The following is a 25,161-nucleotide window of genomic DNA, read 5'->3' as shown; positions in this document are numbered from 1 at the left end:
CTACGAGTTTCCAGTCACATCAGGACGTCCGGCAGGTCTGCGACGGAGTCGATCACGTGATCGGGTTCCATCGCGAATTCGTCGGTGATGCGTCGATCGAGCACGTCCTGACGGAACTTTCCGGTGCGCACCAGAACACCGGTCATGCCGACGACCTGGGCGGCGAGGACGTCGTTGTCGAGGTCGTCGCCGACCATGACGACGTCGTCCGGGTCGACGCCCATCCGCTCGGATGCCGTGCGGAAGCCAAGCGGAGCGGGCTTGCCGATGGCTTTCGCGGCGTGTCCGGACGCTTGCTCCATCCCGGCGAGGTACATGCCGGTGTCGATGCGCAACCCGCCACCGGTACTCCACATCAACGATCGATGCATCGCGACGACGGGAATGCCGCGACACAGCCAGTCGTAGACGCGGCTGAGCCGTTCGTGTGTGAACTCCGGGCCGGCACCGCCGACGACCACGACATCCGGATCCCCGGACGACTCGTCGACGAATTCGATGCCCGGCATATCGGCCGCGATCTCGCCGTTGTTGATCATGACCACCCGAGCATCCGGGTAGTTCTCGCGTAGATGATCCGCGGTGAGCGACGCGGCGGTGACGATCTCGTCGGAATGGACGTCGAGTCCGACGTCGCGCAATGCCGTCGCTATCTGCTCGCGCGTCTTCGAGGTCGTGTTGGTCAGGAACGCGCGTGCAATGTCGTTGTTGTCCAGGTACTTCAGCGTCGCGGCTGCTCCGGGTACCGCCTGCCACGACGTGACGAGTACGCCGTCGATGTCGAAGAGAACCCCGCCGATGCTCATCGGCAAACAGTAGTCGGGTCGAGTCAGTCGTGCAGTTTCAGCAGTCGCGGTGTCGTTCGTGCAGTCAGCGCTCGCGCCTAGGCTCGATGCCGTGAACCCCTACACGATTTTCTCCGAGATCATTGCCGGGACCGCCGAGGCGTCGCGCGTCCACGAGGACGACACCGCGATCGCGTTCATGGACATCAGGCCTCTCACCACCGGGCACGTGCTCGTGGTGCCCAAGCAGCAGTATCGGACGCTGGCCGAGTTGCCGCCCGAGATCGGTGCGCATCTGTTCGTCGTCGGGCAGAAGGTGGCTGCCGCTGTGCGAGCGAGCAATCCGCGCGTCGCCGGGGTGAACCTGTTCCTCGCCGACGGCACGGTGGCAGGTCAGGAAATCTTCCACGTACATCTGCACGTCATCCCGCGCATGATCGGCGACGGATTCGGCCTGCGGGCTCGGCCGTCGTCGCCGCATCGATCCGAACTCGACCGACTGGCGGCGGAGATCGCGGCCGCGCTTACTCGGCAGTGACCTTCTGCGCCTTGGACAGTGCATCGGCGTAGACGTTGATGGTGTTGGTGTAGCGGCTGTAGCTCTTGTTGGCGCCGTAGTCCCACAGCACCATCTGTTGCTTCTCGACGGCGGAGATGGTGTCGAAGCCGGGGTAACGGCTCGGGATGTCGGCAAGCTTCACGTCGGATGCGTTGGCAACGTCGTGGTAGACGAACGCGACATCGGCATCGACACTCGACACGTTCTCCCAGGACACCTTCTTCCAGTAACCGTCGTCGGTGCCGTCGGGTGTGTACATCTTCAGGCCCCAGCTTTCGTAGTCGCTGAAGTCGGGATCCGCCGACGGATCGAGTACGTAGGCGACGTCGAGGGGCCAGACTCCGACTCCGGTGAGGTCCTGACGTTCGGACGCAACCTTCTTGAAGTTGGTGACAGCAGCGTCGTAGTCGGACTTGATGTCTGCCAGTTGTGGGGTGTCGAGGTCGACGCCGAGCGACGACGCCAACCCGGCGTAGTTCTCGATGGTCTTCGCGGTCGACGTCGTGTCCAAGGTGACCCCCAGGGTGGGAGCGATCCGATCGATCGTGTCGGCCTTGGACGAATCGGCCGTCGTGGTCAACTTGCCGAACTGGCCGAATCTCGGGTTGAACTCACCGATGACGAGATCCGGGTCCAGGCTGGCGGCTTTCTCGAAATCGAAGGTGCCCCAGGTCTCGCCGACCGATTCGATGCCCGTCAGATCGGAGCAACTCAGAATCGGGCTGGTGCCCATCGGCGTCGTCGACCAGATGGCGATCGGCTTGATTCCGTACGACATCAGCGCAGCGGCGGATTCCTCGTCGGCGATGATTCTGGTCGGTTGTGCATCGAGGGACACGGTCCGTCCGCGGCCGTCGGTGTACGTGAACGGTCCGGACGCTCGGTCGACCGAGTCGACGCGGTCGTTCGCACTGCACGCGGCTGGGTTCGCGTTCAGGTCGACGGCCTGGGTGCCGGCGTCGTCGCTGTCGGTGGTGCCGCTGCTGCACGCGGCAGCAGCGAGAAGCACGAGAACCGCAATGCCCCCGGTGAGGGCGCGGGGTGCGGAGCCGAATCTGCTCGAAGTCGGTGTCACGTGTCTGCTTTCGTCGAGGCCGAGATGGCCGATGTCGAGTGGAGCGCCGTACTTCCTGGTGTCGAGGTAGGGGCCGAGGGCACCCTCCTCGCGGTGGCCCACAGATGCTAGCCTCCTCAGGGTCGACTAAGCGAGGGTAGCCTTTCCTTATGGACGGGCTCTGGATATCGCCTGGTCGCGCGCATACGCAACACAGTCGATCGAAGGGGACTCACCGGATGGATCAGCGGGGAATCGGACGGGACGAACTGCGGGCGGTGGTTGCAGAACTGATCGGTGCGGAACCCGTGGCTGTGTCGATGGACGCGGATCTGTTCGAGCTCGGTCTCGAATCGATCGTTCTGATGCGGTTGGTCGGGAGATTCCGCAAGCAGGGGTCGACGGTGACGTTTGCCGAGCTCGCCGCGCAGCCGAACATTTCTGCCTGGTCCGAACTGATCGGTGGTTCGGCCGAATCGAGTTCCCGAAACCCCGGGCGGCAATCGACTCTGGTCGAACCGGACACGTCGGAGTTCGATCTCGCACTGTTGCAGCACGCCTACTGGATCGGGCGCAGTGCCGAGCAGCGGTTCGGCGGGGTCGCACCGCATCTCTACACCGAATTCGACGGCGAGGCAGTGAATCCCGATCGACTACGTGCGGCGCTCGATGCCGTCGCGCAACGGCACGAGATGTTGCGGGCCCGGATTTCGGACAACGGACAGCAGCGCATCGAACCGACCTCGGGGTGGCGCGGGTTGACCGTCCACGACCTACGATCCGAGTCCGACCCGACCGACCGCCTCGAAGAAACGCGGCTCCGTCTGACCCACCAGATGCTCGATATCGAAGCGGGCGAGATGTTCTCGGCCGATCTGTCGCTCCTGCCGAACGGTCGCACGCGTCTGCACCTGGACATCGACATGATCGCCGGCGACGCAGTGAGTTTCCGTATTCTGGTTGCAGACCTGGCGCGGGCCTACGACGGCGATCCCCTCCGGGCAATCGAGTACAGCTATTCGCGGTACCTCGCCGATCGGCCGCTCGATCGACGCAGCGCCCGTGCTCAGGCCGAACGCTACTGGTCCGAGCGCCTCGACTCACTGCCCGGAGCGCCCACCCTTCCGTTGCTGGAACATGATTCGGGTGACCCGGTAGCATTGCGTCGGGCAATTCATCTCGACTCCGCGGCATACGGCAATCTCCAGACGCACGCCAGAGCCCACGGAGTCACCCCGGCGGTGGCAGTGGCCACGGCGTTCGCCGAGGTGATCGGTGCCTGGTCCCGCGAACAACGGTTTCTGCTCAACGTGCCCATGTTCGATCGCGCTCCGACGCATCCCGACGTCGAGAATCTCATCGGTGACTTCTCGTCGTCGGTCATGCTGGAAGTCGATCTGAGCGAGCCGCTCTCGTTCGTCGAACGTTCCCGTCGGATCCGGTCCCGACTGCACGAAGACGCCTCGCACGCCGACTATTCCGGGGTCGAGGTGCTGCGCGACCTCGGCCGCCGTCGAGGAGAGCCGGTGCTGGCTCCCGTCGTCTTCACGAGCGCGCTCGGTTTGGGCGAGTTGTTCGACGCTCGCGCGCGGCAGGTCTTCGGTGATCCGGTGTGGATCATGTCGCAGGGGCCGCAGGTGGTTCTCGACGCGCAGATCACCGAACTCGACGGTGGCGTGTTGGTCAACTGGGACATACGCGAGAACGAGTTCCTCCCAGGAGTTCCCGACGCGATGTTCGACGCGTTCGAGACGCTGGTTCGCGCACTCGTGGTCGACGGTGACTCCGTGTGGGCGGAGCCTGTGGGTCAGCTGGTTCCACCGCGTCAGCTGATGTCGCGAACTCCGTCAGCCGATGTACCCCGAACGGACGCGTCGCAGTCAGCCGGGAACGAGACTCTGCACCGCGCCTTCTTCGATCGCGCGTCGCAGCATCCCGACGCGCTGGCGCTCGAGTGGGGCGAGAACGAGTCGATGACGTACGGAGACTTACGAGATCGTGCTCTGAAAGTAGCTGCTGCGCTGACCGATCGCGGCGTGGGGGTGGGCGACACGGTGGGCGTGACCTTGCCCAAAGGGCCCGATCAGGTGATCGCGATCCTGGGTGTTCTGGCCGCGGGCGGGGTGTACGTACCGATCGGCGTCGACCAACCGTCGAGCCGTGCTGCGCTGATCGCCCGAAAAGCGGGGTTCACGGTGACGATCGGCGGATCGGGCGACGACGGTCTCGCGGTGTCCCACGCGATCCTGAGTGAGCCGCGGCCCGCCCCGCACCTCGGCCCCGACACCGCGCCCGCATACATGATCTTCACCTCCGGCTCCACGGGTGAACCGAAAGGTGTTGTGGTCTCGCATCGCGCCGCGATGAACACGATCATGGATCTGGTCGAACGTTTCGACCTGAACGAGGGCTACCGTCCATTGTGCCTGTCCGAGTTGGACTTCGACCTGTGCACGTTCGACCTGTTCTCGGTGTTCGCGGCCGGCGGTACGGCCGTGCTAATCCAGGAACACGAGCGCAAGGATCCGCAGCGCTGGGCCGCTCTGATTCGTGCGCACCGCGTCACGGTGATCAGCTGCGTGCCCCCGCTGCTGGACATGATCCTCTCCACCGGTGACGATGTGGGCGGTTCGCTCGAGGTCGTCATGCTCGGCGGCGACAAGGTGGGTATCGACCTTTACCGGCGGCTGACGGCGGCGGTTCCCGGATGTCGGTTCGCCGGACTCGGTGGCGCTACGGAAACCGCGATCCACAACAGCATCTGTGAGGTCGTGGACGTCGATCCGAACTGGCGCACGGTCCCGTTCGGGGTGCCGCTCGCGTCGATGGCGCTTCGGGTGGTCGATGCGCGTGGGAACCAGGTGCCGGACTGGGTGCCCGGTGAGTTGTGGGTCGCGGGCGTCGGTCTCGCCGACGGCTATCTGGGCGATCCCGAGCGTACGAACGAGCGCTTCGTCGAGGCCGACGGCTACCGCTGGTACCGCACCGGAGACCTGGTTCGGTACTGCCCCGGCTCGATGGCCGAGACCGGCTCCATGGTCGAATTCGTGGGCCGTGTGGACAACCAGATCAAGATCAACGGATTTCGGATCGAACTCGGAGAGATCGAAGCGGCACTCGCCGCGGATCACGAGGTGGCCACTGCCGCAGCCGTTGTCGACCGCACCGCAGCTCCGATCCTGCTGTCCGCCGTGGTGCCGACCGATCGAGACGCGGATCCCCGTGAGACGGTAGCGGCCGTGAGGGCCAGGGCCGCCGAGCGTCTCCCAGCGCACATGGTGCCGGAGCAGATCGTGACGGTCTCCGCGCTGCCGCTGACCGTCAACGGCAAGATCGACTCCGCTGCCGTCGTCCGGCTGTGTCGCGCAGCGGGAGAAAGCGAACGGGTCGATGCCCGGATTTCGCCCAGAACTCACCTCGAAAGCGCCCTCGCCCTGATCTGGCAGAAGGTACTCGGGGTCGACGGCATCGGTGTGACGGACACGCTCTTCGCGCTCGGCGGCGATTCCGTCCTGGCGACGACCATCGTCGCCCGCATTCGCGAGTCCTTCGACATCACGTCGGTCACCGTGCGCATGATGTTCGCGGCACCCACCGTGGCCGGGCTCGCGGACCGGATGATCGACGCAGAAGGTGACGCAGAATTCCTCGAAGCCACCGCCGAGATCTTCCTGTCGGTCGAAGCGATGTCGGAGGACGAACTGTCGGCCGCGCTCGAACACCATTCATGACCCGCTTCGCATTCCCGGAGGACGAGAATCCATGGTGCAGAACATGACCGAACTTGCCGAGCCGGACGCCGACGCTTTCGTGCCGTTCGGCGACGAGCGTGCCCGCAGGTACCTCGACGCCGGGTTGTGGCGAGGTGAAACCCTTCCGGAGGTGTTCGCAACGTGGGCGACGCAGTTCGGCCCTTCGAGGGCGGTCGTCGACGATCGCACGGAGCTGAGGTACGACGAGCTGCTTCGACGAGTGCGGAGCGTCGCAGCCGGATTCGCCGATCGCGGCATCGAACCGGGCGACCGGGTGGTCGTGCAATTGCCGAACTCCGTGAACTTTGCGGTCGTGCTGTTCGCATTGCTCGAATGCGGAGCAGTTCCGGTGCTGACGCTGCCTGCACATCGCCGACGTGAGATCACCCATCTTGCCGCCACCGCATCGGCGGTGGCGTACGTGATCTCCGATCGGGACGGCGACTTCGACTATTGCGAACTCGCCGATGAGGTCCTCGCGTCGGTGACGAGTGTTCGGCACGTCTTCGTCGACAGTTCCGGACCCGAATCGAACGGCGGCGGGTCCCATACCTCTCTGTCCGCGGTGGCCGGGGTGCCCCGACAGTTTCCGCGCGCCCGGCCGACCGATCCTGCCTTACTGCTGGTCTCCGGTGGCACGACGGGATTGCCCAAGCTGATTGCCCGTACGCACAACGATTACGAATACAACGCCAGGGCCAGTGCGGAAGTCTGCGCTCTCGGTCCCGAGGACGTGTATCTCGCCGTTCTCCCTGCCGCACACAACTTTCCGCTCGCATGCCCCGGGCTGCTCGGTGCCCTCGGGGTAGGGGCAACGGTGGTGTTCTCCGGCAGTGCCAGCCCAGACCACGCGTTCGCGCTGATCGAGAGGTATCGCGTGACGATCACGGCGCTGGTTCCGACGTTGACTCATCTGTGGTGCGAGGCAACGGAATGGGAGGATGCAGACCTGTCCAGCTTGCGGTTGCTGCAGGTCGGGGGAGCGAAGCTGGCACCTGAGGTCGCCAAGCTGGTCGAGCCCGCGCTCGGATGCCGGCTGCAGCAGGTGTTCGGCATGGCCGAAGGGCTACTGAACTACACCCGAGCCGAGGACAGCGCGGAACTGGTGATCGGAACGCAAGGCAGGCCGTTGTCCCATTTGGACGAGGTGCGCGTCGTCGATGCGCACGGAAACGATGTATCGCCCGGGGAAGTCGGTGAATTGCTGACGCGGGGCCCCTACACCATCAATGGCTATTATTCTGCGGCAGAACATAATACGACTGCCATCACCCCTGATGGGTTCTATCGCAGTGGGGATCAGGTGCGCGAGCTCGAGTCCGGCCATCTCGTCGTCACCGGTCGCATCAAGGACGTGATCACCCGAAACGGCGAGAACGTCGCGGCCGACGAGCTCGAAGACCTGCTGCTCACCCATCCTGCAGTAGCGCGGGTCGCGGTGATCGGGGTGCCCGATGCCGCTGTGGGCGAAAGTGTCTGCGCAGTCGTGGTGCCGAACGGAAGTGGTCCGACCGTCGCCGACGTGCGGGCCTTCCTGACGGCGGCCGGCTGCGCCGGATTCAAACTGCCCGATCGCGTGGTGACACGAACATCGCTGCCCGTCACCGCCATCGGCAAAGTGGACAAGTCCTTGCTCGTCACACAGTGCACGCAACAGCAGCCGACTCGATGAAGGAACCCATGGATCTCGACGACGTCAGACGTAGGTTGGTGCAGGAGCGGTTGCGGCGTGCCCGAGGCGACGAGGCCGCACCCGAGGCGAGCCGCGGCCCACTCGCAGACGTCGAGTCCACCGAATTCGATTCGTTGAGGGAGCAATTCGGATCCATCGACGACGTCTGGCCACTGTCACCACTGCAGCTCGGGCTCGTCTTCCAGGTAGGTGTCGACGCCGATGCCACCGAGCTGTACACCGTCCGCACCGTCGTCGAGGTCGACCGCGTCCTCGACGACGACAGGATCAGGCGAGCTCTGCAATCGGTCGTCGATACCACCGCGGCGATGCGGACGGCCTTCGTGACGCCGGACGACACCGCGCCGGCCCAGGTCGTACTCTCTGCGGTGCAGGCACCGTTGACGGTGGTGGATCTCCGTGCGTACCCGGCGAGCGAGGTGGACGATCGATGGAGCCGGATTCTCGCGGACGACCGGGCGCTCTCGTTCGACATCGCTGCGCCGCCACTGTTTCGGGTCACCCTGGTGCACCTTCCCGGAGGGGTCGACCGACTGTTGACCACCTACTGGTTCGGGTGCTTCGACGGCGGATCCTCGGCACTGCTCGTGGCTCGAGTCCTGGAGCAGCACGACGAGAACGGCACGCCCGTTACTACGGACCACGGCTACCGTGAGTATCTGCGTTGGCTGGCTTCTCGCGACCGTGCCGCGTCCGAGCAGGCGTGGCAGCGGTACTTCGGCGATATCGACAGCCCGACCTCGGTGGCCACGGAGGCCACCCGCGGGGACGGTTCATCCCGCAGGATCGAACGCAGAGTGACGGCAGCGGTGTCCGGCGCGCTGGATCTGCACGCACGTCGATCCGGTTCGACTCTGTTCACGGTTCTCGCAGCGGCCTGGGCGAGTGTGTTGATGCGTGTGGTGGGGCGGTCCGATGTGGTGTTCGGTACCGCCGTCGCCGGTCGGCCCATGGATGTGGCCGGTTCCGACACCGCGATCGGCGCGTTCATCAGCACGGTGCCGATCCGGGTGACGGCAGGTGGATTCGATTCGGCCACCGATGTGGCTGCGCGCGTGCAGGATCAGCGTCTCGACCTGATGCCGCACGACACCCTCGGTCTCGGTGGAATTCAGCAGGCCATCGGTGCGGGGGCTCTGTTCGACACCCTGCTCGTCCTGCGTAACGCTGCCGGGCCTGCGGGACGACAAGAATCGACGTCGGCGGGGAACGAGCGCCGCGTGCGACACATCTCGACCGTCGATGGGTCCGAGTTCCCGGTGTCCATCGCAGTGGATCCCGGCGATGAACTGAACCTGTCGGTGACGTATCTACCCGATTCTGTGGACGACGAGCGTGCCCGATCGCTGCTCGACTCGTTCGCATCGGCACTCGATACCGTTGCAGCGCAGCCCGATCTGCCGATATCGCGCTGGCCGTCTGCCCCGGGCGACATGCCGAGTGTCGTCGAGAACGAGTTCGACGGCCGATCGGAACGACTGCAGGACAACACGATCGCCGAATTGCTCGCCGCACGCGCCGCGGCCGTTCCCGACGACATCGCGTTGGTGTTCGGAGACCGGCGGCTGACCTTCGGCGACCTCGACCGGCGGGTGAACGCCTGCGCACTGGCGCTGCTTCGCCGGGGTGCCGCTCCCGAACGCATCGTGGCCCTCGCTCTGCCGAGATCGGTGGGGATGGTGGTGGCCCTGTTCGCGGTGCTGCGTACCGGTGCCGCGTACCTGCCCCTCGAACTCGACTATCCGACAGAGCGTCTCGACGTCATGTTGGCCGACGCGCAACCGGCCGTTCTGGTGTCGACGGTGGACACGGAGAGTCGGGGATTGGCCACCACCGCCACACGGATGGTCGTCGACTCCCCTGAGGTCGCAACAGAGTTGGCGTACGACATCGACGCGTCGAAAGTCGAGGAGGCCACAGCGTCGGTCGGTTTTGCGTCCGGCACCGTCGGCCGACTCGAGCACCCCGCCTACGTCATCTACACCTCCGGCTCGACCGGAACACCGAAGGGCGTCGTCACTCCGTATCGCGGTCTGACAAACATGCAGATCAATCACCGGAACGAGATCTTCGCTCCCACCGTCGCCGCGGCAGGAGACCGTACCCTGCGGATCGCACACACGGTGTCGTTCTCCTTCGACATGTCGTGGGAGGAGTTGCTGTGGCTCGTCGAAGGTCACGAGGTACACATCTGCGACGAGGAATTACGCCGCGACGGTGAGGCATTGGCTCACTACTGCGAGCAGAACAGAATCGACGTGGTCAACGTGACGCCCACGTATGCCGGACATCTGCTCGATCTCGGACTGTTGGACGAACGCGACGGACATCGAATTCCCCTGGTCTTGCTGGGTGGTGAGGCGGTACCGGATGCACTGTGGAGTCGGCTCGACGGCATCGGCTACAACCTGTACGGGCCTACCGAGTACACGATCAACGCGCTCGGTACCGGAACAAGGGACAGCGTCGGGCCGTCCATCGGATCACCGATTCTGGGCACACGTGCGTCCGTCCTGGACCAGTGGCTACGGCCGGTCCCGATCGGTTCGGTGGGGGAGTTGTACCTCTCCGGTGTCGGTCTTGCGCGCGGCTATGTGAACCGATTCGGCGACACGGCAACGAGATTCGTGGCCGACCCCTTGACTCCGGGCGGACGGATGTACCGCACCGGTGATCTGGTTCGCATTCGAGCCGACGGTCTGTTCGACTACCTCGGTCGCGCGGACGACCAGGTGAAGATTCGCGGCTATCGAGTGGAGACCGCAGAGGTCGAACGCGCCGTGGCCGCATGCGAGGGTGTGATGGGCGCGGTGGTGCGTACGGTGCAGATCGGGAGTGGTACTCGCGCTTTGGCCGCATACGTCGTTCCTCGCGACGGCGGTACGACCGACACGTCCGTGCTGTTCGGTTCCATTCGAGACCGGCTGGCAGCGACGTTGCCGGAGTACATGGTGCCGACGTTGTTCGCTGCCCTGGAACGCATTCCGATGACGATCAACGGCAAGCTCGATGTGCGGGCTCTTCCGACCGTCGACGCCGTGGGCGGAGGCACGTTCGTACCGGCCCGAACGCCGGTGGAAACGATGTTGTGCGAGATCGTCGCGGCGGTTCTGGGTGTCGGACGCGTGGGTATCGACGACGACTTCTTCGCGCTGGGCGGCGACAGCATCACCTGCCTGGCCGTGGCATCGCGGGCGCGAAAGGCCTCGATTCCGCTGGCACCGCGTGCGGTGATGCGCAAGCGGACGGTGCGAATGTTCGGGGCGGAGCTCACACCGGACGCCGACGCACGCCCCGCTGTCCACGCCGCCGCCACGGTGGAACTGTCCCAGGACGAGCTCGACGAATTCGAAAGCAGTATGTGAGCAGACATGACGACCGATACCGCGGCCACGTCGCAGTCCAAGATCGCCGCCGTACTCCCACTCACCGCACTGCAGGTCGGGATGTACCTGCAATCGACGCTCGCCGAGCGAGCGCAGGATCCGTACCTGTCACAGACGGTGCTCGACCTGTCCGCCGCGGTGGATCGCGGCCGGCTCGATCGTGCCCTCGAACTGCTGTTGGATCGCTACCCGAACATCAGAGCGCTGCTGCGGCAACGCCGTAACGGTGATCTGGTCTGGGTGGTACCGCGCGCGTCGACGCCGGTCGTCACGGCCGTCGACGACGAGTGGGATGATCATCTCCGACGAGACCGCTCGGCCGGGTTCGCGTTCTTCGAGCAGCCGCTGATTCGCTTCTCCTACTCCACTTCTGCGCGCGCCCCGCGAGTTCTGATCACCTACCATCACGCGCTGATGGACGGGTGGTCCGAGGCCATCTTCGTCAGGGAGCTGATCGCTCTCTACGAATCGGGCGAGGGGGCGCAGTTGCCGCCTGCACCCGACTTCGGCGATTATCTCGCGTGGACAGCGTTGCAGGACAACGACACTGCGCGTCAACGGTGGGCCGACTACCTCGACGGGTTCGAGTCCGCGACTCTCGTTGCCGGGGACCGAACGAATGGGTCCAGCGCGGGCACGCGCTCGCGCCTGGACGTCGATATCGACGATGCGTTGGCCCAGCGGGTGTCCGAATACGCGCGTCGTACCGGCGTGACCACGAACGTCGTCGTGCAGACAGCCTGGGCGGCGATGCTGTCGGCGAGAACCGGTTCCGACGATGTGGCCTTCGGGATGGCGACGTCGCTGAGGCCGTTCGATCTCGATGGTGCCGAGGCGATGGTGGGTTTGCTGCTCAACACCGTGCCTGTCCGCCTGCGGTGGAACTCGGCTGCAACGGCGACCGAGATGCTCGCACGCGTGCAGGCAGACCACCTCGACCTGGACGAGTATCGGTTCCTCGGGCTGTCCGACATCGCCGGAACAGTCGGCGGCGGAGAGCTGTTCGACACCATAGTCGTGTACCAGAACTATCCCGCACCGATACCCGAGACGAGCGGGACCGTCGACGAGATCACGGTGCTGGGTGCGCACATGAGCTTCCCGATGGCGTTGATCGTGGGCCCCGATCCTGCTCTGTGGGCGTTCGTACTGCACGACGAGGCCACTGTCGGCCGGCGGCAGGCCGCCATGTACGCCGAGACGTTCGTCGAGATGCTCGATCGGATGACGACAGTGTCGCACATCGACGTCACTCGACTGGTGGCCGCCCCACATGGCCAGGGGCGCAGCGTCGGACCGGACCGAACCGTGGTGCCGATCGAGACCGCTCTGGCAGCACGCTTCGAGCAGTCCCGCGACGACGTGGCACTGCTGATCGGCGGCGAGCACATCACGTTCGGGCAGTTGTCCACGCGGGTCGGACAGGTGTCCGCACTGCTGCGTGTGCACCACATCGGTGTCGAAAGCCGCGTCGCTGTTGCGGTGGGCAGAGGTCTCGACATGGTGGCGGCGCTGTTGGCGACCATCGACGTCGGCGCAGCGTTCGTACCCGTCGACATTCGCTACCCGCGTGAGCGGATCGAACTGATCCTGTCCGATTCCGGGCACGACCTGCTGTTGATCGACGATGCGACCCCCGCGGCACTGACGGATATGGAGACTGCGGTCCGTGTCGATACCGTTGTACGACAACAGGACTGGACGTCGCCGTTCGGTCGCAGCGTCCCGGGTGAGTGCGCGGCCTATCTCGTGTACACGTCGGGTTCGACCGGAACGCCCAAGGGTGTGGTCGGCACCAGGAACGCGTTGGCCAACCGGCTGCAGTGGGCGGTGACGCGGTGGGGCAGACCGGGCAGCCGAGTTGCCAAGAGTTCGCTGGCGTTCATCGACGGCGCGACGGAGTTGCTCACCGGCATTCTCGCGGGCCAACGTGTGGTACTCGCACAGGATCACCAGTACGGCGATTCGGGTGCCGTGGCCTCGCTCATCGGACGGTCCGGTGCCGAACAGGTCACCGCCATCGGTTCTCTGGCTGCCGCGTTGGCCGCTACGGCACCGTCGGACTGCGCTTCGGTGACCGGTTGGATACTCAGCGGAGAACCGTTGACCGACCACATGATCGACGTGATCCGAGCGGTGACGCCGGACGCCACGATCGACAATTCCTACGGATCCTCCGAAGTCGCAGGCGACGTCGCCGCCCATCGGGTCGACGGCGACCCTGCGGTCATCGGAACCTCGGTGGACAACACCACACTGCGGCTGCTCGACTCTCGGCTACGCCCGGTTCGGAACGCCGTTCCTGCCGACCTGTACGTGTCGGGCGTGCAGCTCGCCCGCGGATACTCCGGGAAACCGGCCGAGACCGCGACTCGCTTCGTCGCAGATCCCGGCGGCGATGGCGCGCGAATGTACCGCACCGGGGACCGTGCCCGTCTCGTCGACGGCGTCCTGGTATTTCTGGGTCGAGACGATCGTCAGGTCAAGATCAGAGGCCATCGCGTCGAACTGGGTGAGGTCGAAAGTTGGACGGCCAGTGACCCTTCGGTCGACGAGTGCGCCGTGGTCGCTGTGTCCGACGGTGACGGCGTCGGTGTGCTGGTGGCCTACGTGACTCCCGACTCGGTCGACACCGCGTCGGTGCGGGAGGCGCTTCGTCGCCGGGTTCCCGACTATCTGGTGCCCGCATTCTGGGTGGCCGTCGACAGTGTTCCCAGAACCCCCAATGGCAAGGCCGATCGAAAAGTTCTGCAGGAGCGCGGAATACCCGACGGTGGTCCCAGCCGATCGCGACCGGCTGCATCCGAGGACGAGCGAGCGCTCGCGGCGCTGTTCGCAGACACCACCCGTGCGGAGAGCGCCCAGTCCATCGGCGTCGACGACGACTTCTTCTCGCTCGGCGGCGACAGCATCACCGCCATCACCCTCGTCCATCACGCGCGCACCGCCGGACTTCCGATCACCACCGCAGACGTCTTCGAGTGTCGAACGGTCGCAGGGCTGGTGGAGCGGGGCCGAAGCGCCCGGGCCGTTGCGATCGTCGACCGGCCCGACAGTTCGGCAGCGCTGCTGACCGATGCCGATGTAGCCGAATTGCGCTCTCATGGAATCGATCCAGAGGCAGCTCGCCCGGCCACTCCGCTGCAGCGGGGTTTGGCATTCCAGTCCGTAGCCTCGGGCGACGGAGTGGAGGAAATCTACGTCATCGCCACCGAATTCGAGGTGCACGGGCTGCTGGATCCGCGACGTCTCGAGGGCGCACTCGACGCGCTCCTCGACCGTCATCCAGCGCTGCGCTCGCGCTTTCTGACGTTGAGCACCGGGGCGACCGTCGCGATCCGCGATACGGGTCGAGTCGTACTCCGCCGTCATGTCGTCGACGATCCGACATCGCCTACCGCCCGTGACCTGATCGACCAGGACAGGCGTGCGTTCGACATAGAGCAGGACTCGCTCGTCCGAATTCTGCTGCTGGACTGCGGGAACGATCGTCACCGGGTGGTGCTGACCGTCCACCATCTTCTCGTGGACGGGTGGTCCATGGGCACTGTGGGTACCGAGCTGTTCAAGCTCTACCGAGGCCTGGCACTGCCGGAACCTGCGCGGTTCGACGACTACCTGCGGTGGCTCGCGGGCCGCGACGACTCGTCCGTCGACGCGTGGCGTCGCGCGCTCGGCGCGGACGTGGCACCGACGATGGTGGCAGCGTCGGCTGCGTCGGCATCGTCGTCGGTACGTTCCGAGGCGCACGAGATCGACCTCGAGTGGAGTGCACAGGACACCGCTCGGCTCATCGAGTCGGCGCGTCGTCGATCGTCGACGCTGAGCGAACTGGTCGATGCAGCATGGGCCGTGGTGCTCTCGGCATTCACGGATTCCCCGTCGGTCGTGTTCGGCTCGACGGTCTCGGGGCGTCCCACCGACCTCGATCGCGTCGCAGACATGGTCGGACTGTTCATCAACACCGTTCCCGTCCGTGTCGACGTCGGACCCGATGCACGTTTGTCGACCGTGCTCGCTGGTCTGCGGGACTTCTCGATCGCCGTGGCTCCACATCATCACGTGGGCCTGGCAGACATTCAGAAGGCCGTCGGGCGGGGAACGCTGTTCGACACACTCGTGGTGTTCGAGAACTTCGCTGCTGCAGACACTTCGGGTGTCGATGCCGAGAACTTCTCGGTGTCGGTCGCCGAGTTCCACACAGTGACGCACTACCCGCTCGTGTTGACGGTCCATCCGGGCGAACGGATGCGGCTGGTGGTCGAATACCGCAGCGACTCGGTGCCCGTGGCTCGCGCCCGCGCAGTGGCGTCCGCACTGACCTCGGTGTTGGGTGCGTTCGCCGACGAAGGCGACCCGCCGATCGCCGCACTGTCTCTCGTCGACGAGACGACGACTCGGATTCTCCGCACCGAGTACGCCGGCTCGCAGCGTCGGTATCCGGACGGGACGATGGTGGACCTGTTCGCCGACCGCGTCGCGTTGCGACCGGACACCGTTGCTGTTGCAGACGCCGCCACGGCTCTGACGTTCGCCGAGCTCGATCGCGTCTCCAATCGAATTGCGCGATGGCTCCTCGGTTTCGGTGTCGGCGCGGAAGATATCGTGGCCGTCGAGGCCCCACGAACCGTGACGACGATGGCGACGATCCTCGGGGTCATGAAGTCCGGGGCCGCCTACCTCCCGATCGACCCGAACTGGCCCACCGAACGCGCGCGGCAGATTCTCGACGATGCGCAGCCGGTGATCACGGTGACGGCATCGGCGGTCGAGGCCCTGACGCCGTCGTCGACGGACGGGATTGCCGTTACCGATTCCGAGCGTCGGTCCGCATTGCATCCCGACCACCCGGTGTACTTCATCTACACCTCCGGTACGACCGGTGTGCCCAAGGGAGTCTCGGTACCGCACCGAGGACTGGCGAATCTCTATCACTCCCATCGCGAGAGCGTGCATCTGCCGACGGCGGCGCGCGCGGGCACGGACACTCTGAACGTGGCGCATGCCTGGTCGATGGCCTTCGACGCATCCTGGCAACCGCAGTTGTGGATGTTCGGCGGGCACACAGTACATCTCATCGATCCCGAGGTCGTTCTCGATCCGAGAGAACTCACCGAGCGACTGCGAACGCTGTCGGTGGATTTCATCGAGGTCGTACCGTCGTTGCTCGAACAGATGATGCGGTCGGGATCGATCGACACACTCACGTCGGTCGGGGTCGGCGGCGAGGCGGTATCGGTCGACTTGTGGAACAGGTTGCGCGCGAACGAGTCTGTGGTCGCCTACAACTTCTACGGACCCACCGAGGCCACCGTCGATGCGGTGTTCACATCGACGGATCTGTCGCCCGAGCCCGTGATCGGTAGGCCGGTGACCAACCTGAAGGCATACGTGTTGGACGCCTGTCTTCGGCTCGCGCCTCCCGGGGCGCTCGGCGAGCTCTATTTGGCCGGGCCGGGCGTGGTGCGCGGGTATCGCAACGCGCCCGGACGCACCGCGCACCGCTTCGTTGCCGATCCCTTCGCCGCGGACGGTACTCGGCTCTATCGGACCGGGGATCTCGTGTCGTGGACCGAATCCGGCACATTGAGGTATGCAGGTCGCGCGGACGACCAGGTCAAGATCCGCGGGCATCGCGTCGAAGTGGGGGAAGTCGAAAGTCGATTGCGAGAGATCGATGCCGTCGCAGACGCGCGGGTGCTGGTGCATACGTCGGGTGTCGCTACCGGGCAGGCGACCCTCGCTGGATACGTCGTTGCTGCGCCGGGACGGACGATCGACGTGAGCGCCGTGCGCGCGGGTCTGGGCGAACTCCTTCCGTCGTACATGGTTCCATCGTCGGTGACCGTGCTCGATGCGTTCCCTGTGCTGCCGAACGGAAAGCTCGATGCGGCCGCGTTACCCGACCCCGTCCTGACTCTCGGTTCCGGGCGCGCGCCGCGCACCGACGTCGAGCGGGAGATATGCCGCGCAGTAGCCGCCGTGCTGCATGTGCCGGAGGTCTCCGCGGACGACGACTTCTTCGATCTCGGGGGCGACAGCATCATGGCCATGGAGTTGTCGGCGCGGCTGCGGACGGTGGGCATGGCGGTCTCGCCCCGTCACATCGTCGCTCGGCGCACGCCGGAAGCACTTGCTCAGCAAGCGGAGTCGGCGCAACCGATGGCCTCCGGCGTCGAGGAACTGTCGCCGTACGGAGAAGTCCCGTTGACACCGATCCTCCGCTGGATGGACAGCCTCGATGGGTCCGTCGACGAGATCTCGCAGGCGGTGTTGCTGGAGGCTCCCGCCGATCTGACCGAGAACTCGCTGATCGAGCTTCTCGATCTCGTGGTGGCCAGGCACCCCATCCTGCATTCGAGTTTCGAGCGTCGTCCCGGCTCCGAGTCCGTGTTCACCGTGTTGCCGGACGGTACTGCCGACGTGGCCGAGTGGGTCCGTACCGAGTATGTGGACGGGCTCACCGAATCGCTGCTCGCAGAACGTGTTGCCGCCCAGTCACGCGCGGCACGTGGTCGGCTCGATCCCCGGATCGGCCGGATGGTCGATGTGGTGTGGCTGCGCCACCACGGTGACACCGACTCCTCGGGAGAGCTCCTGATCACGCTGCATCACCTCGTGGTCGACGGGGTCAGCTGGCGAATACTGCTGCCGGACATCACGACTGCGTGGCAGCAGCGGTTGTCGGCGGATCGCGGCCCGATCGGGCCCTCCATGCGGCAGTGGGCGCACGAGATCCACCGCCTCGCCGGCTCTGCCGAGGTGCTCGCCGATCTGGAGTACTGGACACGCGTCGGCGACGGGGCTGAACGGGTTCCGTTGGTGCGTCCGGTCGATCCGTCGGTCGATACCGGTGCAGGCGTACGCACCACCACGTTCGCGCTCTCCCCTCAGGAAAGCGCGCGGATTCTCGCCGCAGCCCGCCCGCGGCTCGGGGTGTCCGTCGAACATCTGTTGTTGGGAACGTTCGCGGCCGCGACAGTCGAATGGATGGACAGCGGTGCGGCGGGTCCGCAGTCGTTCGTCGTCGACGTGGAGGGGCACGGGCGGTCGGGAATCGCGTCCGATCGGGTGGACGGCTCTTCCGTGGTCGGATGGCTCACGGCTGTGTTCCCGCTCCGCCTGACCGCTGACGCGACCGACCGTCGCGCCCTGATGTCGCACCGGTCCGATCCTGTTGCCGCAGAATCGGTTCTGCGTACGATCGCGACGGACGCGGCTAGGTCGAGGGATTCGGTGCCGGGAGACGGGTCGACGTACGGCATGCTGCGGTGGTGCAGCGGCGAGGCGGGTGCGGTGCTGCGGCACATGCCCACGGCCGACATCGAATTCAATTATCTGGGCCGTTTCGACACCGCGGCAGGCGGTCCGTTCGGGGCCAGCCGACTGCGTAGCAGTCTCGACACCACGCCCGGCACCGAGACGCCCTGCGGCTATGCGTTGGTCGTCGACAGCTACGTGCACGAACAGGACGGGGCGTCGGTACTCGGTGTGACGTACACGTGGCCGGCAGGAGTGCTCGACGGTGTGGAGGAACTGGCCGGGCTCTGGCGGGAGGCCCTGTCGGCCGCGTGTCGAATCGTGGAGGACAGGGAGTCCGAGGACGGGCTAATGAGGCAAGGGTAACCTCATTAGTGCTACCTTGTCAGTCGCCTCGCCCGGTCGGGTGTGGACGCAGTCAGTGCGTGGTCGAGTCGAGAGGTTCCGAGGAACGATGAAGGTTCGTACGAAGTGGATGAGGAGCGCCGCGTCGATCGCGCTCGCCGGAGGGCTGACCATCGCCCTCGCCGCCGGATGCAGCAGCGACACCGAGGAGACGCCTGCCGCCGACTCCACGACGTCTGCGCAGGAGTCCGCATTTCCGGTCACGATCGACTCGGCACTCGGATCCGCGACGATCCCCGAGGCACCGAAGCGGATCGCGACCTGGGGTTGGTCGAACCAGGACGCGATTCTCGCCCTCGGAGTCGTACCCGTTGCGATGCCTACATTCGACGGTGCCCAGTACGGTGCGGACGAACGCGGCGTTCTGCCGTGGGACGCCAAGGCTCTCGCCGACCTGGGCGGCGACGCGCCGACACTGCTCTCCGGTGACGGCACCGGAGCGGTTCCGGTCGAGCAGTTCGCTGCCGCCGCACCGGATCTGATCTTCGCGCCGTACTCGGGGTTGAGCCAGGAGGAGTTCGACAAGCTCTCCGACATCGCGCCCGTCGTCGCGTACCCGGACAAACAGTGGACCACGTCGTGGGAGGACCAGCTGACCATCGCGGGCAAGGCGCTGGGCAAGGAGAAGGAGGCCGCCGACCTGGTTTCCGGAGTCGAGGGCTCGATTGCCGATGCGGCGACGAAGTACTCTGCGCTGCAGGGCAAGACGGTCACCGTCGCGCTGCCCAACGCACCCGGCACTTTCGCCGTCAGCAAGGACAACGACGTACGAGTCGAGTTCCTCGAGCAGCTCGGTCTCGTCAACGAGCCCACCATCCAACAGGCCGACCCGGCCAAGGACCCCGACGCCGTGTACTTCGAGCTCAGCCTCGAACAGGCGTCGTTGCTGAAGTCCGACGTGCTGTTCGTCGTGGCGTACGACAAGGAATCTCTCGCCGGGTTCCTGGCCGAACCCGCCGTGGCCTCGCAGCCCGTACTTTCGCAAGGGCGTACCGCCTCCACCGAGGCCCTCAGTGCCGACAAGAACTTCGCGTTCGGTGGCCTGACGGTGCTGACGATCCCGTACATCCTCGACGACGTGGCCTCGGCGCTGAACACTGCCGCCGAGAACGTTCAGGGCTGACAACACTCGGGCGGCCCACTCGACGCGAGCACAGGCGTATTCACTTTCGACGACAGGAGCGTGTTCCACCGTGGCAAGGTCCCATCGACTTCAGGTCGTCTTTCCCGAAGTCCTGCGCACGGCAACGGTGATCGAAACACGTCAACTGGGTTCGGGTATGCGCCGAATCGTGTTGGGTGGGCCGCAGCTGCGCGAGTTCTCGCGCGGCGACTACCGGTTCCCGGCGTTGCGGAGCGAAGGATTCGACGACTTCGTTCGGTTGTTCTTCCCGGCGGAGACCGACGGCACGGTGGTGCTTCCGACCCAGCACGAGCGCACCGTCGAATGGCCGCGTGATCCGCGTCCGGTGACCCGCAACTACACCGTGCGCAGCGTCGATCCCGAGACCGCGCAGGTGACTCTCGACTTCGTCACCCACGACACCGGCATCGCGTCGACGTGGGGTCGGCGTTGCCGCGTCGGCGATTCCATCACCCTGCTCGGACCGGTGCGGTCGGGCCATGCTCCGGCCGATGTCGACTGGGTGTTGCTCGTCGGCGACGAGACCGCGTTACCTGCCATCGCTCGGTATCTCGAAGAGGCATTGCCGGGCCGGCGAATTCGGGTGTTCGTCGAGGTCGCCGACGTCGAGCGAGAGTTGCCGTTGCCGACGGCCGCCGACGCCGAGATCACGTGGGTCCACCGTGACGGCGTCACCGCCGGCACCGGCGACTTGCTCGACAGTGCGGTGCGGGCGGCACCCTGGTGGGACGGAACGGTGTTCGCCTGGGTAGCAGGGGAAGCGACCGCTCTCAAAGGAATCCGTCGGTATCTACGCGAGGATCGCGGCCTGCCGTCGGAGATGGTCGACGTCACCGGGTACTGGCGTCGCGCCGAGGTTCTGACCCGCGCCGACGATCCCGAGGTGCCCGACCTCAGCGGCGGTGAGTCCGAGCCGTTCGACAGGCTCGCCGAACGTGCGGAAATACTGTCGCCCTTCGCTTTCAGGGCGGCCAACACGTTACGTATCCCGTTGCACGTGTCCCGAGGGGCGTGCTCCGTCGAATCGCTGGCGGAAGCCACCGAGACGGACGCGCGCGCCCTCGCGAAATTCGTGCGCTATCTGCGTGCCGTCGACGTCCTCGCCGAGAACTCCACCGGTGATCTGATTCTCGGCGATATCGGGGAGGCGATGCTCGGCGACGACTGGATCTCGCACTGGCTGGACCTGGACGGGATCGAGGCACGGGTGGAACTGTCGATCACAGGTCTGGTGGACAGCCTGCGGACCGGTACCGCCAGCGCGAGCCTGCTGACCGGCAACACGTTGGCCGAAGACCTCGAGGCGTCCCCGCGGCTCGCCGAACTGCATCACAACCACATCGCCGACGAGGCCGCGTTCCTGGGTCCTGCTCTGGTGCAAGACTATTCGTTCGACGGGGTCTCGACCCTGTTGGTGGCGGGGGCAGGATCCGGAGTGGTGCTCGGTTCCGTTCTCTCCCGGTACGACGGAGTATCGGCGGGTGTGCTCGGGTTGCCCAGCGAACTCGACCTGATTCGACGCGACCTCGGGAAATGGCCCGAACTCGAAGGGCGAGTGGTGAATCACCCGCAGAGCGTGATGTCCGAGCCGCATGTGGAGCACGGGAACGGATTCGACGCGTATCTGTTGCTCGAGGTCACCGGACACTATCGAGACGACGATCTCGCACTGCTGTTGCGCAACGCGGCAACAGGATTGGCCGACAACGGAAAATTGGTGGTCGTCGAGCGACTGTCCAACGACGGGTCGTTCAACGAGGACCAGTCGGAATTCGACTTGCTGATGCTCTGCATGCACGGCAGCGGTGTACGAACGAAAGCCGAATTTGCCTGCGTAGCAGCCGATGCCGGCCTCGAGGTCGCGGCGTCGACGCTGGTCGGCTGGGGTATCTCGGTGCTCGATCTACGCCGTGTTCGCTGACACCGAGGAAGCCGTTGTGCTGCCGAGTAGGTTAGGTTAGCGTTCCCTATCGAAGGCGCGCGCCGATGCCGACCGCAGACGTTGCGCGCAATGCGCGGTCACGGACCGATTCACCGTCAGGAGTGCACACACAATGACCGTTGTCGAAGAAACGACGATGGACACGGCCGAGGGGACCGAACTGCAGCGGGGACTGCGTACGGTCGTCGCGTTGGCGGAGTCCGGATTGTTCGACGAGTACGTCGTGTACGAGGACCGGGGACGCTGGGTGTTCGCGGGGGGCGTGGTCGCTCGCATCGTGCTTCGGCCCCACCTCGTGACCACCACCTGGGGGGCCGGAGAACCGACCGAGCGGAGCTGGTCCGGTAACCCGGCAGCGGCCCTGAGCGAGGCGTGCACGGGCCTGACCCGAGAACAGTGGAACGCTTACGGATTCGTCGGTTTCGGGTTCGCGGAGCACCTGCACGACGTCGATCGGTCCACTGCCGCCGGGCGCGACGCCGACGACATCCTCGCGCACCTGGTGGTGCCCCGCGTCGAGGTCCGCTTCGGCCGCGAACACGATGCCGTCGAGGTGACCGGCAGCGACGAGGACCGCGCCTCGGTACTGGCCGCACTCGACGCGATCGGCGGCGACGAGCTGCCGACCGTGCACGCTCTCGACGTCGGCGGAGATCTCGACGACTACCGCGGCCGCGTCGAACAGGCCGTAACGGAAATCCGACGGGGCGACTACGCCAAGGTCATTCTGTCCCGGAGCGTGCGTATCCCATTCGATCTCGACATGCCGGGCACCTACCGCGCCGGGCGTACGGCGAACACTCCGGCCCGCTCTTTTCTGCTGCATCTCGGCGATCTGCGTGCCGCAGGCTTCAGCCCGGAACTGGTCGCCTCCGTCGACGCACACGGGATCGTCACCACCGAGCCGCTCGCGGGAACGAGAGCGTTCGGACTCGGTTCCGATGCCGACTCGGCAGCGAAGTCCGATCTCGAACAGGATCCGAAAGAGATCACCGAACACGCTGTGTCCGTGCGTACCTCGTTCGAGGAACTCGAATCGATCGCCAGCCCGGGGTCGACGGCCGTCTCGGACTTCATGAGCGTGCGCGAACGGGGAAGTGTCCAACATCTCGCGTCCACCGTGCGCGCACGCCTGCGCGAGGACCTGTCCTGCTGGGATGCCTTCGGTGCCCTGTTTCCGGCCGTCACGGCGTCGGGGATCCCGAAGAAGGAGGCCATCGACGCCATCGGTCGGCTCGACGACTCACCGCGCGGCCTGTACTCCGGTGCCGTCGTGAAGGCATCGTCGACGGGAGAATTCGAAGCAGCACTCGTGCTGCGCGCCGTCTACGAGCAGCAGGGTTCCGCGTGGCTGCGTGCCGGAGCCGGCATCGTCGGCCAGTCCAAGCCCGAACGTGAATTCGACGAGACCTGCGAGAAGCTCGCCAGCGTTGCCCCATATCTCGTCCGCAAGAAGGAGAACGACGCCTGATGCACCGCACCATGCTGGGTGGAAAGATCCACCGTGCCACTGTCACTCACGCCGATCTGCACTACGTCGGGTCCATCACGATCGATTCGACTCTGATGCAGGCGGCCGATCTGATCGAGGGCGAACAGGTCCATGTCGTCGACATCACCAACGGCGCTCGCTTGGTCACCTACGTGATCGAAGGCCATCCGGGATCCGGCGTGATCGGAATCAACGGTGCCGCGGCCCATCTGGTGTCTCCGGGTGATCTGGTGATCATCATGTCGTTCCGTCAGGTCGAGAACGCCGAGCTGCCCACACACAGTCCCTCCGTGGTGCACGTCGACTCGGACAACAGCATCGTTGCCCTCGGAGTGGACCCTGCCGAACCGGTCCCCGGTGCGCTCGATCAGATGTCGGGGGCGAGCATCCGATGAGCCCGAGCGACGACTACAGCGGCGACCTCGACGGCGAATACGACATCGTCGGGGTCGGCTTCGGGCCCTCCAACCTCGGCTTGGCCATCGCGATCGAGGAACACAATCGACAGTGTGCTCCGGCCGAGCGCCTGACCTCGTGCTTCCTCGAGTCGAAGGACGAGTTCGCCTGGCACCCCGGAATGTTGCTGCCGGGAACCACGATGCAGATCTCCTTCCTCAAAGACCTTGCCACCCAGCGCAATGCGAGCAGCGAGTACACGTTTCTGTCGTATCTCGCCGAACGGGGCCGGCTCAACCACTTCATCAATCTGCAAACGTTCTTCCCCAGCCGGCTCGAGTTTCACGACTACCTGTCCTGGGCCGCAGGCAAAGTCGACGCCGCGGTGCACTACGGCACGCGGGCGTCCGCGGTCGTCGACACCGGTGACGGTTACGGCGTCCGCACCGAGGGGCGACGCACCGGGACCGTCCGCGGCCGCAACATCGTGCTCGCCGGCGGCCTGACCGCGGCCCTGCCGGACGGGGTCACGGCGTCGGCGCGGCAATTCCACAACCACGACCTACTCGGCCACCTCGACCGGCTGCCGTCACGGAACCACCGCACGTTCGTCGTCGTCGGTGCCGGGCAGAGCGCAGCCGAAGTGGTCGACTACCTGCATTCGACCTATCCGGAGGCATCGGTGCATGCGGTACTGCGCAAGTACGGGTACAGCCCGGCCGACGACAGCCCCTACGCCAACCGCATCTTCGATCCGACCGCCGTCGACGACTTCTACTCGTCCTCGCATTCTCTGCGCGATCAGCTGCTGCACTATCACCGCGGAACCAACTACTCCGCCGTCGACCTGCCCCTGATCGAGGAGTTGTACGCGCGCGAGTACGCCGAGCGGGTCAGCGGACAGCGCCGGCTGTTCGTGCACGGAGCCTCCCGACTGGCCGAAGTCACGGAGGAGGCGTCGGGCGTGCGGGCATCGGTGGAACACGGGCCGACAGGACTGGCCGAGGACGTGCTGTGCGACGCTGTCGTCTATGCCACCGGCTTCACGTCCCTCGATCTGCCCGACATCCTCGGGCCGTTGTTCGACGCCGTCGAATTCGATGCGCACGGTCCTCGCGTGACGCGGGACTACCGGCTCGTCACGCGTGGATCGACAGCGGGTTCGATCTACCTGCAGGGCGGCACCGAGCACACCCACGGACTGACGTCCTCTCTGCTGTCCAACATCGCTGTGCGCAGCGGTGAGATCGTCAAGTCCGCGGTGGGTGCAAGGGTGCGTTCGGTGGTGTGAAA

At 65.6% G+C, this 25,161-nt stretch carries 11 protein-coding genes and 2 pseudogenes; 11 read left to right on the top strand and 2 right to left on the bottom strand.

Annotated features, from left to right (window positions below; all coding sequences use genetic code 11):
- Window positions 1-14: 14 nt before the first annotated feature.
- Window positions 15-806: an HAD-IIA family hydrolase gene (locus tag CH262_RS24880; RefSeq protein ID WP_032371356.1), complete on the bottom strand. Its 792-nt coding sequence runs from the start codon at window positions 804-806 to the stop codon at window positions 15-17.
- A 91-nt stretch (window positions 807-897) separates the two neighbouring features.
- On the opposite strand from CH262_RS24880, the gene CH262_RS24875 reads away from it, so the two are divergent.
- Window positions 898-1,323 (top strand): HIT family protein, encoded by a 426-nt coding sequence (locus tag CH262_RS24875; RefSeq protein ID WP_027495809.1) that lies wholly within the window; start codon window positions 898-900, stop codon window positions 1,321-1,323.
- Here the strand turns inward: CH262_RS24875 and CH262_RS24870 are convergent.
- The gene (locus CH262_RS24870) at window positions 1,310-2,521 is read right to left on the bottom strand and encodes an ABC transporter substrate-binding protein (protein ID WP_032386384.1); all 1,212 of its coding nucleotides are present in this window, start codon (window positions 2,519-2,521) and stop codon (window positions 1,310-1,312) included. The two genes, CH262_RS24875 and CH262_RS24870, sit on opposite strands and share 14 nt — an antisense overlap.
- 116 nt (window positions 2,522-2,637) lie before the next feature.
- Between CH262_RS24870 and CH262_RS24865 the strand changes: the two genes are divergently transcribed.
- The 10 genes and pseudogenes from CH262_RS24865 to CH262_RS24825 all read left to right on the top strand — a co-directional run bounded on the left by CH262_RS24865 (window position 2,638) and on the right by CH262_RS24825 (window position 25,159).
- Entirely contained in the window at window positions 2,638-6,129 is a 3,492-nt protein-coding gene (locus CH262_RS24865) for a non-ribosomal peptide synthetase (RefSeq protein ID WP_094718696.1), read from the top strand.
- A gap of 43 nt (window positions 6,130-6,172) precedes the next feature.
- Window positions 6,173-7,822 carry a (2,3-dihydroxybenzoyl)adenylate synthase gene (locus tag CH262_RS24860; RefSeq protein ID WP_094718712.1) on the top strand — a complete coding sequence of 550 codons (1,650 nt, stop codon included), beginning with the start codon at window positions 6,173-6,175 and terminating at the stop codon, window positions 7,820-7,822.
- A pseudogene (locus CH262_RS28525) lies at window positions 7,819-9,243 on the top strand (condensation domain-containing protein); the annotation flags it as partial. The gene CH262_RS24860 and the pseudogene CH262_RS28525, both read left to right, overlap by 4 nt.
- Before the next feature lie 78 nt (window positions 9,244-9,321).
- Window positions 9,322-11,109, top strand: a pseudogene (locus tag CH262_RS28520) (non-ribosomal peptide synthetase); the annotation flags it as partial.
- 105 nt (window positions 11,110-11,214) lie between these two features.
- A complete protein-coding gene (locus CH262_RS24850; RefSeq protein ID WP_094718694.1) occupies window positions 11,215-18,855 on the top strand; it encodes a non-ribosomal peptide synthetase in 7,641 nt (2,546 codons plus the stop codon).
- A gap of 88 nt (window positions 18,856-18,943) precedes the next feature.
- Window positions 18,944-20,017: an ABC transporter substrate-binding protein gene (locus CH262_RS24845; protein WP_027495815.1), complete on the top strand. Its 1,074-nt coding sequence runs from the start codon at window positions 18,944-18,946 to the stop codon at window positions 20,015-20,017.
- Window positions 20,018-20,087: 70 nt separating this feature from the next.
- Window positions 20,088-21,959 carry a siderophore-interacting protein gene (locus tag CH262_RS24840; protein WP_094718693.1) on the top strand — a complete coding sequence of 624 codons (1,872 nt, stop codon included), beginning with the start codon at window positions 20,088-20,090 and terminating at the stop codon, window positions 21,957-21,959.
- Between the two features lie 133 nt (window positions 21,960-22,092).
- The gene (locus tag CH262_RS24835) at window positions 22,093-23,451 is read left to right on the top strand and encodes a salicylate synthase (RefSeq protein WP_027495816.1); all 1,359 of its coding nucleotides are present in this window, start codon (window positions 22,093-22,095) and stop codon (window positions 23,449-23,451) included.
- Window positions 23,451-23,867 carry an aspartate 1-decarboxylase gene (gene panD, locus CH262_RS24830; RefSeq protein WP_027495817.1) on the top strand — a complete coding sequence of 139 codons (417 nt, stop codon included), beginning with the start codon at window positions 23,451-23,453 and terminating at the stop codon, window positions 23,865-23,867. The genes CH262_RS24835 and panD overlap by 1 nt, the downstream gene beginning before the upstream one ends.
- The gene (locus CH262_RS24825) at window positions 23,864-25,159 is read left to right on the top strand and encodes a lysine N(6)-hydroxylase/L-ornithine N(5)-oxygenase family protein (protein ID WP_094718692.1); all 1,296 of its coding nucleotides are present in this window, start codon (window positions 23,864-23,866) and stop codon (window positions 25,157-25,159) included. The genes panD and CH262_RS24825 overlap by 4 nt, the downstream gene beginning before the upstream one ends.
- Window positions 25,160-25,161: the final 2 nt, after the last annotated feature.

The sequence above is a fragment of the Rhodococcus sp. 05-2255-1e genome (assembly GCF_002259025.1).
Classification (GTDB): domain Bacteria; phylum Actinomycetota; class Actinomycetes; order Mycobacteriales; family Mycobacteriaceae; genus Rhodococcoides; species Rhodococcoides fascians.
Note: the sequence above shows the minus strand (reverse complement) of the source record. Positions and strands in the feature narration are given on the sequence as shown.

Bases quoted from the DNA above. Each gene is read 5' to 3' on its own strand.
- CH262_RS24860 (WP_094718712.1), top strand. From the start codon at position 6,173: ATGACCGAACTTGCCGAGCCGGACGCCGACGCTTTCGTGCCGTTCGGC.
- CH262_RS24880 (WP_032371356.1), bottom strand. From the start codon at position 806: ATGAGCATCGGCGGGGTTCTCTTCGACATCGACGGCGTACTCGTCACG.
- CH262_RS24825 (WP_094718692.1), top strand. From the start codon at position 23,864: ATGAGCCCGAGCGACGACTACAGCGGCGACCTCGACGGCGAATACGAC.
- CH262_RS24845 (WP_027495815.1), top strand. From the start codon at position 18,944: ATGAAGGTTCGTACGAAGTGGATGAGGAGCGCCGCGTCGATCGCGCTC.
- CH262_RS24865 (WP_094718696.1), top strand. From the start codon at position 2,638: ATGGATCAGCGGGGAATCGGACGGGACGAACTGCGGGCGGTGGTTGCA.
- panD (WP_027495817.1), top strand. From the start codon at position 23,451: ATGCACCGCACCATGCTGGGTGGAAAGATCCACCGTGCCACTGTCACT.
- CH262_RS24850 (WP_094718694.1), top strand. From the start codon at position 11,215: ATGACGACCGATACCGCGGCCACGTCGCAGTCCAAGATCGCCGCCGTA.
- CH262_RS24835 (WP_027495816.1), top strand. From the start codon at position 22,093: ATGACCGTTGTCGAAGAAACGACGATGGACACGGCCGAGGGGACCGAA.